8 protein-coding genes and 1 pseudogene are annotated in these 9,338 nt (G+C 70.4%); 4 read left to right on the plus strand and 5 right to left on the minus strand.

From position 1 onward, the window contains the following. Window positions 1-197: 197 nt before the first annotated feature. Window positions 198-452 carry a hypothetical protein gene (locus ACFYXV_RS33055; RefSeq protein ID WP_389384944.1) on the plus strand — a complete coding sequence of 85 codons (255 nt, stop codon included), beginning with the start codon at window positions 198-200 and terminating at the stop codon, window positions 450-452. Window position 453: 1 nt separating this feature from the next. Continuing rightward, window positions 454-849, plus strand: coding sequence for an Imm50 family immunity protein (locus ACFYXV_RS33060; RefSeq protein ID WP_389384945.1), 396 nt, complete (start codon window positions 454-456; stop codon window positions 847-849). A gap of 246 nt (window positions 850-1,095) precedes the next feature. On the opposite strand, the gene ACFYXV_RS33065 is transcribed toward ACFYXV_RS33060, so the two are convergent. Continuing rightward, window positions 1,096-3,078, minus strand: coding sequence for a glycoside hydrolase family 15 protein (locus tag ACFYXV_RS33065; RefSeq protein ID WP_389384946.1), 1,983 nt, complete (start codon window positions 3,076-3,078; stop codon window positions 1,096-1,098). A gap of 387 nt (window positions 3,079-3,465) precedes the next feature. Between ACFYXV_RS33065 and ACFYXV_RS33070 the strand changes: the two genes are divergently transcribed. Further along, on the plus strand, window positions 3,466-4,077 hold the full coding sequence (locus ACFYXV_RS33070; protein ID WP_389384947.1) for a hypothetical protein: 612 nt from the start codon (window positions 3,466-3,468) through the stop codon (window positions 4,075-4,077). 329 nt (window positions 4,078-4,406) lie between these two features. On the opposite strand, the gene ACFYXV_RS33075 is transcribed toward ACFYXV_RS33070, so the two are convergent. Beyond that, window positions 4,407-4,883: a cupin domain-containing protein gene (locus tag ACFYXV_RS33075; RefSeq protein WP_385473670.1), complete on the minus strand. Its 477-nt coding sequence runs from the start codon at window positions 4,881-4,883 to the stop codon at window positions 4,407-4,409. A 726-nt stretch (window positions 4,884-5,609) separates the two neighbouring features. On the opposite strand from ACFYXV_RS33075, the gene ACFYXV_RS33080 reads away from it, so the two are divergent. Continuing rightward, window positions 5,610-6,134: a peptidylprolyl isomerase gene (locus ACFYXV_RS33080; RefSeq protein ID WP_389384948.1), complete on the plus strand. Its 525-nt coding sequence runs from the start codon at window positions 5,610-5,612 to the stop codon at window positions 6,132-6,134. A 326-nt stretch (window positions 6,135-6,460) separates the two neighbouring features. Here ACFYXV_RS33080 and ACFYXV_RS33085 read toward each other — a convergent pair whose 3' ends face one another. From ACFYXV_RS33085 to ACFYXV_RS33095, 3 genes and pseudogenes are all read right to left on the minus strand, one after another. Beyond that, the gene (locus ACFYXV_RS33085) at window positions 6,461-7,594 is read right to left on the minus strand and encodes an NAD(P)-dependent alcohol dehydrogenase (protein ID WP_389384949.1); all 1,134 of its coding nucleotides are present in this window, start codon (window positions 7,592-7,594) and stop codon (window positions 6,461-6,463) included. Between the two features lie 56 nt (window positions 7,595-7,650). Beyond that, window positions 7,651-8,973 (minus strand): aldehyde dehydrogenase family protein, encoded by a 1,323-nt coding sequence (locus ACFYXV_RS33090; RefSeq protein ID WP_389384950.1) that lies wholly within the window; start codon window positions 8,971-8,973, stop codon window positions 7,651-7,653. Between the two features lie 186 nt (window positions 8,974-9,159). After that, window positions 9,160-9,338: pseudogene (locus ACFYXV_RS33095) on the minus strand (MFS transporter); the annotation flags it as partial.

A 9,338-nucleotide genomic window follows, 5' to 3' on the forward strand; every position in this document is an offset into this window, starting at 1 on the left:
GACTTCGCCGTTTACTACGAGGAGGTTCCCGATCTGACGGGTGTCCGACTGCGGTCGGTGCACCTGGACGGCTGGGACCCGACCGTCACCCTCAGGCTCGACTTGCCGCGGTCCCCCGACCGCTGGGAGGGGACGCCGGGTGACACCATGCAATGCCAGATCCAGTTCATGATGGTCCAGGACTTCCTCATGGAGGGATGGCAGCCGCCGGTCACGGCGGATGTCGCGCTGCGTCCACTTCCAGAGACAGGTTGGAGGTGGAGGTTGCGGCTCCTGGCGTCGGCCTGTCGTTCACCGCGAACGCCTCTGTCAAAGCGGGAAAGATCAGCCTCTTCACCCAAGACGCCGACGGCGGCGACAGCGGCTCGCGTTCCTTCAGCCGAGCACTGGAGAGCCGGCTCTTCCCGGCGTTGCCTCAGGTGTACGTGAACACCTTCTACGAGCGTGTGTGAGATGACTGATTCGAACGAATGGCCTGAGCTGCGGGCCCTCTACGGCCCGGCGTCGTTGCCCGGCCTGGACACCTGCGACTTCTTCCACGTCCACATCGACGAGCGGGGCACCTCGGTGACCTTCTCCTTCGAGACCTCGCAGCTTCCGGCCAACCCGAAGCCGGAGTGGACGGAGTCGGCGTACAACACCCTGCGCTTCTGGATCGAGTTCACCGGGGTGAGCGGACTGCGCGTGTCGGGCATCCTGGCGGATGCGAAGCGCGCTGTACGGATCGGCGACGGCGGTACGCCGGGCCGCCTCGACGTGTCGGCCGCCAGCGAAACCCGCTCGATCGCCTTCTCAGCGTCCGCCTCGCAGGTCACGCACACCCGTGTCTACCTGAAGGGCTCTCTGTAGGAAAGCGGAGCCGGTCAACCTGACCGGCCACGGCCCAGCCGCCCGGGGAAACCGCGCTCGTCGTGCACGCGGAACACCTCTGCGCCGGTCATCCGGAGCGCAGCGGCCGCGGACGCGAGAAAGTCGTACTTCCGTGTGGAGCTCGGAGTCAGCGGATCAGTACGCGAGCCGAGCCGGAGGGCGAACCCGGCGGCACCGTTCGGCGGGCGTCGTCGGCCGCTCCGGGCGGGGCGGGAGCAGGGGCGGTCATGGCGTCGCGCGCCTGGCCCTGGCCAGTTTGTCGATGTAGTCCTCCGCCACGGAGGACGGCCCGGGACCCTCGCCCTGCCGCTTGGCGACCTCGATGACGTACGCCGTCGCGATGACGCCGAGGTGGCTGAAGCCCTGCGGGAAGTTGCCGAGCTGGCTGCGCGTGAGCGGGTCGTACTCCTCCGCGAGCAGTCCGAGGTCGTTGGCGCAGCCCAGGACCAGGCCCAGCCGCTGCTCGGCCTCCTCCATGCGGCCCACGTAGGCCAGCGCACTGGCCAGCCAGAGCGTGCACAGGACGAAGCTCCCTTCCCCGCCCTTCAGCCCGTCGCCCCCGTGGTATCGGTATACGTGGCCGTCCCGCGTGAGCTCCGTTTCGATCAGGTCGATGGTGGCTGCCGCCCGCGGATCGTCCGGAGCCACGAATCCGCGCAGGATCGCCTGCAGGGCCGTGGCGTCGGGCGCCGAGCTGTCGAACGCCTGCACGAACGCACCGGTCTCGGGGTCCACGCCCCGGCGTTCGATCTCGGCCCGGATCTCCTCCCGCTCGCGCACCCACCGTTTGCGCAGTTCCGGGCCGCGCACCTCGTCCGGGTGGCGGTCGAGTATGCGGATCGCGGAGTCGAGTCCGATCCACGCCATGAGCTTGGAGAACACGTAGTGCCGGCGCCCTGAGCGGACCTCCCAGATGCCTTCGTCCGCCTCCCGCCATCGGGCCACCGCCAGTTCGACGACGTCATGAACGAACACCGCCCGTTCCGGCCGGTAGTCGCCGCCGCGCAAGTGCATCGCGAGGTCCAGAGCCGCGAGGAGCTCACCGTAGACGTCGAGCTGGAACTGTTCCCACGCCCCGTTGCCGACGCGCACCGGGCGCGAGCCCCGGTAGCCCTCCAGATGGTCCAGGCACACCTCGTCGAGCTCGCGTTCTCCGGCGATCCCGTACAGCACCCGGAGCTCCTTCGCGTCGCCTGAGGTCGCGCCGATCAGCCAGTCGCAGAAGTGCCGGGCCTCGTCCGGGTAGCCGCTCCCCGCGAGGGCGGCGAGCATGGCCGCGGCGTCGCGCAGCCAGGTGTAGCGGTAGTCCCAGTTGCGCTCCCCGCCGATCTCCTCGGGCAGCGATGTGGTGGGCGCGGCGACGATCGCGCCGGTCTCGGCGTAAATCAGCCCCTTGAGGACGAGCAGGCTCCGGACGACGGCATCTCGGTAGGGGCCCCGGTAGGTGCAGCGGCCCGCCCACTCGCGCCAGTACGTGACGGTCTCCGCGAGCCGGTCGTCGAGTTCCCGGAGGGACAGCGGCCGGGGGACGGGGTCGCCCGCCCCTGTGCGGACGAGGGTGACGACGGACTCGGAGCCGGCCGTGACCACCGCCCGGGACACGTGGCCCGGGCAAGCGTCCGCGTCGTCCGCGTCGTCCGCGTAGTCCGCGTCGTCCGTGTCGGCGGGAACCGGGGCCGGCTCCAGGCTGCCGAGGGCGCTGCGCAGGACCAGCGCCTCCGTCCCGCCGTACGCCCGTAGGACGCTGGTCCCGCCCGCACCCTCCACGCGGGAGAAGGCGGCCGGTGACCGTGCGAAGTCGAACGTGGGGAAGAACTCGACGGCCATCTCGACCGCACCGGACACACCGCGCACATGCCGCTGGAGCACGTGCCCCGGACTCCGCCTCGCCGGGCGGCCGGGGTGGGCGGGGTCCTCGTGGACCGGGAGGCAGTCGGTGACGGTCACGACCCCGTCCGCCGTCCGGAACGTGGTCTCCAGGACGTTGGTGTCGGGCAGGTAGCGCCGGGTCGTCTCGAACGGCGAGGTCGGCGCGATGCGGAAGTACCCGCCCTTCCTCCGGTCGAGGAGACGGGCAAAGACGGGTGCCGCGTCGTACCGGTGGAAACACGCCCATTCCACCGATGCGTCGCGCCCGATCAGCGCGAGCGAGTGCCCGTCGCTGAGGAAGGCGTAGTCCGAGATGGCCGGGTACTGGTCAGCGTTCATTGGGTGGATCCGCTCGCCTGCCGACGGACCCGCAAGAGGCCTTCGGCACGGGTCTCAGTCTCCAGTACCTCAGACTACGCCCGCGGTCCGCAGCCGCAATCCGTCGGACCTCGAAGGAGCGGTCGGCGAGGGCCGTGACGCCCTGGTGCCCTGGTGCCCTGGTGCCCTGGTGCCCTGGTGCCCTGGTGCCCCCCGGTCGTGGGTGCGCTTGCGCGATCGGCCTCGCCGGGGTCGGAAACGGGCGGCGAAAAGGAGTGTGACGGGCACGGGCTCACCTGTTGTACTTGGCGCATGGGGGCTGGCGATGACCGGATGCGCTTGGGGGTGACGAGCCATCCAGTCGCCCGTCCGGGATCCGGGCTCAGCCGGATCCTGAGCACAGGTCCCATGCTCCGCAATACGTTCCTCTACCCTCCCCACCACCAAGTCGTATATCTGAAGGCCGGCCGCGCCGATCTCCTTCGACTTGGCGCTCTGTTCCGCGTCGCCGCGACGAGCTCACGCAGCGCGATCTACATCCCGCTCCCCCCGGGCTCCCGGCCTACGGCCCTCGCGGGCGGCGACACTCCTGCGCTGCCCGTCCTCCTGGCCCGCAAGGACACGGGGCTGCGCCCCTCCGACTGGCCCGACCTGCGGCGCAGCATGCGCCGCTCCTCGGCTCCCTTGCAGGTGACCGCCCCCGCCGCACGTCCACCGGACCGCCCCGACGACGTTCACCGTCGAACAGATCGCCACCCCGCACGGTTCAGCGAGCACGCCGGGACGATCACCATCACCGCCCGCGCCGAACTCCTGTTCTGGATCGGGGACTGGCTCACCGACCTCGGCGATCGCGTTGTCCAAGACCCCCACATCCACCGGCACGGCGAAAGCTTTCTCGGTGACATGGCCGGATTCTTCGACCCCAGACGCACGGACCAGCCCATGCACGCGTTCTGCGTCGTCGCCGTCGAACCGATCTTCCACCGCGACCGCTGGCGAAAGCAGCTGGCGAAGTAACCCCGGCGGTGGTCGGTCCCGCCGCCCACGGGTACGGCGACGGCGCCCGCCCGGGCGGGCGGGCGCGAGGAGCGATAGCGCGCAGAGCGCTCCGGCCACACGCCACGGCGGCACGACGGCACGACGGGCGGAGACGGGCCATGTAGCTGCGGGCGGCCGCGCCGGTATCGGCTGCCCCGGCTGCCGGGCGACGGGCCGTCTGCGCCTGCGTCGGCGCGGCGTCTGCGTCTGCGTCTGCGGACGACTCCGGCGGGCGAGGGGAGATCGTGATGCTCTCGGCTCGGCCCGCCTCGGAGCCGGGGACTGCAGTCGCGGTAGGACCTCGCTGCTCAGGCGTGCTCGTCCGATGGCTGCCGGACAGGCTGGACCGACCAACTCGGCGGCTCGTCGTCGCCCGAGTCCTCGTCCCGCTCCGCGTCGGCGGCTGTCGCATGGATCTTGCCCGGTGCATGGTGGACGGGCGCGTACACGGCGTAGAGCTGCAGGGTCTCCTCACCGATGTTGGTGACGTTGTGCCAAGCGCCGGCGGGCACAAAGATCGCCCAGCCGTCCTCGACCTCCTGGTCGAAGTCGAGTTGATCCTTCGAGGGCCCCATTTGGACGCGGCCTCGACCTGCGTCGAGCCGTAGGAACTGGTCGGTCTCCGGGTGCGCCTCCAAGCCGATGTCCTCACCCACCGGAATCGACATGAGGGTCAACTGAAGGTACTTCCCAGACCAGGCGACTTCGCGATAGTGCGTGTTCTCCAGCGTCGCCTTCTCAAGGTCGAAGCTTTGGGGTTCCGGCCCGATGTCCTTGATGGTCACACTTCTCTCCCGGTCAGCAACGACGGTGTGCGGTCGCGGTCTTGCGCCAGCTCACGTCAACACTCTCAGAGCCCCGGGTCCTCCTGGCCATGAACACGCGGGCCGCTACCGCATGAAAAGCCGCGACCTGTTGCCGCACTGCGCGATACGTCCGATCCTGTGACCGACCGGCTTTGAGGCTGCCGGGCCGCCGGGCTGCCGGGCTGCCGGGCTGCCGCCGGTTGAGGGGCGTCCCAACTGCCGGGATCGCCTTCGGGACTTCACGGACGGAGAGATCCCCCAGCACTGACGGCCACGGGCCACTGCGGCAGCCCGTACAGCCTGCCGCAGTGGCGCCGACAGCTGTGACCGTCCCGGGCAGCGGCCGAGGGCGGGCTCGTTCGCCACGCCCCCCGGTCAGATCCGACCTCCCCGGCCGTCAGCCCGGCCGGGCCCTCCTCCTGTCGTTCACCATTCCCGCCGAACCAACCACGCCCTAGACTGCGACCGCTCCAAAACCTGGCGATCATCAGGAGGGCGCACGAGATGAACCGAGCACTGATCAGCACATTCGCGGCCGTGGCCTTAGTCGTGTCCGGAGGAAGTGCCGCCAGCGCTTCCGACGGCGCTCCGCCACGCACCACGCACGGCCCCTGCCAGTACGCACAGACCCCGGACGAGCCGCCCGCGCGTCCTGTTCCGCTGCCGCCTGACCCACGGCACACCCCCAGCCGTGGCACGGTGGACATGGCTGTCACGACCAGCCAGGGCCCCCTCCCCCTGCGTTTGGACCAGGCCAAAGCGCCGTGCACGGTCCAGAGTTTCCTGCACCTGGCACGGCACGGATTCTACGACCGAACGGTGTGCCACCGCCTGACGGCGTATCCGACGCTGAAGGTCCTGCAGTGCGGCGACCCGACCGGTACCGGCGAGGGAGGGCCCGGCTACAAGTACAAAGACGAACTGCCGGTGGATCTGCCACCCGCGCCGACCGATCCGACCGGCGCGCGCCGCCTGTACGGGCGCGGCCTGCTGGCGATGGCCAATGCCGGCCCGAACACGAACGGATCGCAGTTCTTCGTCGTCTACGGCGACTCCGCACTGCGGCCGAACTACACGGTGTTCGGCACGGTCGGCCCCGACGGCCTGGTGACGCTCGACAAAACCGCCGCCGGAGGAATCAAGCCGACCGCGGAGGACCCGGCACCGGTCGACGGCACACCAGTACTGCGAACCGAGCTACTCCGCGTCAGGCCGTCCTGCCGCCATTGACGCACCGCGCTCCCACGCCGGGGAGCCGTCCGCGCATCCAGCCGACCTCGCCCCGTCTCCTTCGCGGCGTTCATCCGCAGCCCTGACGGGGGCCGGCCCCGTTGCTCCGGACAACTGGAGCAACGGGGCTGGGACGGGTACGCCGCCATGGCGGCTGCCGAGCTCCTGGCCGATGTGGACGGGTACCGCGCGGAGGCGGGCCGTGCCACTTCTCACCCGCCTCGCCGAAGCCGGCACCGTCAAGAGATGCGCCGTCAAGGCACCGAGCGAACTCGGGAGCACCGCCCGAGCGGCTGAACCGGAAACCGGGGCTCGGGGGCTCGGGGTCAGCTGCCCGGCAGCAGCACCGGCTTGATGGCCGTGCCTGCCGCCGCGTCCCGCTCGGCTTCGTTGATCGCGCTGAGCGGGTAGGTCCGCACGAGGCGGTCGAAGGGGAAGCGCCCGTCCCGCCACAGCTGCAGCAGCTGCGGTATGAACAGCTGGGGCACGGCGTCACCCTCCATGATGCCCTTCACGTTCTTGCCCTGTGTCAGGGCGGCGGGAGGAAGGGTCAGAGGCCGTGACGGGGCGCCGATCAGACCGACGGTACCGGTGGGTCGCAGGGCGTCGATGGCCGTGTTGATGACTTCGGGGACCCCGGTGGTGTCCAGGGCGTACTGGGTTCCTCCCCGGGTGAGTTCGCGCAGCTGCTCCACGATGTCGTCGTCCCCACCGTGCACCGTGGCGGTGGCGCCGAGTTCGCGGGCCAGGGACAGCCGGTCCTCGTTCAGGTCCACTGCCACGATCGTGGTGGCCCCGGCGACCCTGGCAGCCATGATCGCGGACAGGCCCACCCCGCCCGCCCCGAAGACGACGACGCTGGATCCTGCCCCGACCCGCAGGGCGAGGAGAACCGCACCGGCGCCCGTCTGGACCGCGCAGCCCAGCGGGCCCAGCAGCTCCAGCGGCAGGTCCTTGTCCACCTCGACGACATTGCGTGCGGTGGCCAGCGCATGGGTCGCGAACGACGACTGGCCGAACCAGCGGGCCGCCACGGGGCGCCCGTGGTGGTCGATGGCCGGGCCGGCCCCGTCGGAGCCGGAGCCGGAGCCGGAGCCGGAGCCGGAGCCGGAGCCGGAGCCGGTGAGATTGAGGCGGTAGAAGTCCTCGCAGTACGCCGGGTGGGCAGCGAGGCAGTTCCGGCACGTTCCGCAGGAGTCGAAGGAGAGCACGACGTGAGCGCCGGGGGCGATTCCGGTGACACCGGGGCCCACCTCCTCCACAATCCCGGAGCCTTCGTGTCCGGTGATGACGGGCGGCCGCGCCATGAACCCGGGCGTTCTCGGCAGCATGTCGGTGTGGCAGAACCCGGCGCCCACGATGCGTACCAACACCTGGCCGTGGCCGGGAGGCGCCAGTTCGACCGGCTCGATCACGTACGGGTCACTCGCACCGCGCAACACTGCGGCTTCGATCTTCATTCGAGTCTCCTTCATCTGATGTCGTGCGCGGTGAGCGCTTGGATGGGGTCGGCGTCTCAGGCCAGCGGTTTGGCGAGAACGGCCTTGCGGTGGCTGAAGGTCTCGACGGAGTACCGGCCGTGGTAGCTGCCCATGCCGCTCTCGCCCACACCGCCGAACGGCAGTTCAAGGACCGTGAGGTGGGCCACGGGCAGGCCGTAGCCGAGGCCGCCGGAGGAGGTCTCGGTGGCGATGCGGCGCTGGGTGTCGTCGGACTCGGTGAACACGTACAGGGCCAGCGGCTTGTCACGGTCGTTGACGAAGTCGATCGCCTCGTCGAGGCCGGTCACGGTGACGATCGGCAGGATGGGGCCGAAGATCTCCTCCTGCATGACCGGGGAGGCGGGGTCGACGTCTGCCAGGACGGTCGGGGCGATGAACTTGTTCGTCCGGTCACTGTCTCCTCCCACCACCACGCGGCCGGAGCCGAGCAGGCCCGCGAGGCGGTCGAAATGCCGCTCGTTGACGATCCGCCCGTACTCCCCTGACGTCGCGGGATCGGTTCCGTAGATCCCCTCGATGGCGCGCGCGAGGGCGGGTTCGAGGGCGGCGGCGGTCTGCGGGTCGGTCAGCACGTAGTCCGGCGCGACGCAGGTCTGTCCGGCGTTGAGGAACTTGCCGCGGGCCAGCCGTTCGGCGACCACGTCGAGATCGGTGCCGCGGTCGACGAAGACCGGGGACTTGCCGCCCAGTTCCAGGGTGACGGAGGTGAGGTGTTCGGCGGCGGCCCGCATGACGATGCGGCCGACCGTGCCGTTGCCGGTGTAGAAGACGTGGTCGAAGCGCTCGGCCAGGAGCGCGGTGGTCTCGGGGATCCCGCCCTCGACGACGGCCACCGCTTCGGTGTCGAGGTGGGCCGGCAGCAGCCTGGCCAGCACTGCGGAAGTGGCGGGGGCCAGCTCGCTCGGCTTCGCCACGACGGCGTTCCCTGAGGCCAGCGCGCCGACCATCGGGTTGAGCAGCAGCCCGGCGGGGTAGTTCCAGGGGGCGATCACCAGTACGACTCCCAGTGGGTCGTACTGCGTCCAGGCCGATGCGTCCGGCCCCAGGTGGCGCGGGGCCGCCACCGCTTCTGGAGCCAGCCAGTCCTGGAGGTGGTCGAGCGTGTGGTCGATCTCCCGGATCGTGAAATCGATCTCCGTGCGGTACGCATCGCCCGAAGGCTTGCCGAGGTCGGCGTACAGAGCGGCGGCCAGATCGGCGCCCCCCTCGGTGAGCATGGTCCGCAGCCCGCGCAACTGCGCCGTGCGCCATTCGAGCGGCTTGGTACGGCCGGTGCGGAAGGTGGTGCGCAGCCGCGCCACGATTTCGGCCGGCGACTCGGAGTGGATGTGGTTCACGGGGTACCTCTCAGATGGTGCGGCGGGCCTCAGCGGCCGCGCATGACAGATGAACAGGTGGGTTCTACGGGTTCGTTCGGTGTGCACCGCGGCGGATCGGCGTGCAGCCGGAGTGGCGGGTTCACGGCCGGTACGTGGGCCGAGCCGGGGCCGCGGTACCCGGAAGGACACGTCCGGGCGGAGCGGTTACGCGGCCTGCTTCTCGGCGGACTGGGCCGGTGCGACGGTGGTCTGCAGCGGGGCCTCTTCGATGAAGACGCAGAGGAGGAAGGCGAGGAGTGCGGTGGGGGCGGCGTAGAGGAAGACGTCGGCGATGCCGTGGCCGTAGGCGTTCTCCAGCCAGGTGCGGACCGGGGCGGGGAGCA

Origin of the sequence: Streptomyces sp. NPDC002181, from assembly GCF_042890485.1 — a bacterium.
Classification (GTDB): domain Bacteria; phylum Actinomycetota; class Actinomycetes; order Streptomycetales; family Streptomycetaceae; genus Streptomyces.

Excerpts from the sequence above, each read along its gene's own strand:
- ACFYXV_RS33055 (WP_389384944.1), top strand. The coding sequence starts at position 198 with ATGGCAGCCGCCGGTCACGGCGGATGTCGCGCTGCGTCCACTTCCAGA.
- ACFYXV_RS33060 (WP_389384945.1), top strand. The coding sequence starts at position 454 with ATGACTGATTCGAACGAATGGCCTGAGCTGCGGGCCCTCTACGGCCCG.
- ACFYXV_RS33065 (WP_389384946.1), bottom strand. The coding sequence starts at position 3,078 with ATGAACGCTGACCAGTACCCGGCCATCTCGGACTACGCCTTCCTCAGC.
- ACFYXV_RS33070 (WP_389384947.1), top strand. The coding sequence starts at position 3,466 with ATGCTCCGCAATACGTTCCTCTACCCTCCCCACCACCAAGTCGTATAT.
- ACFYXV_RS33080 (WP_389384948.1), top strand. The coding sequence starts at position 5,610 with ATGGCTGTCACGACCAGCCAGGGCCCCCTCCCCCTGCGTTTGGACCAG.
- ACFYXV_RS33085 (WP_389384949.1), bottom strand. The coding sequence starts at position 7,594 with ATGAAGATCGAAGCCGCAGTGTTGCGCGGTGCGAGTGACCCGTACGTG.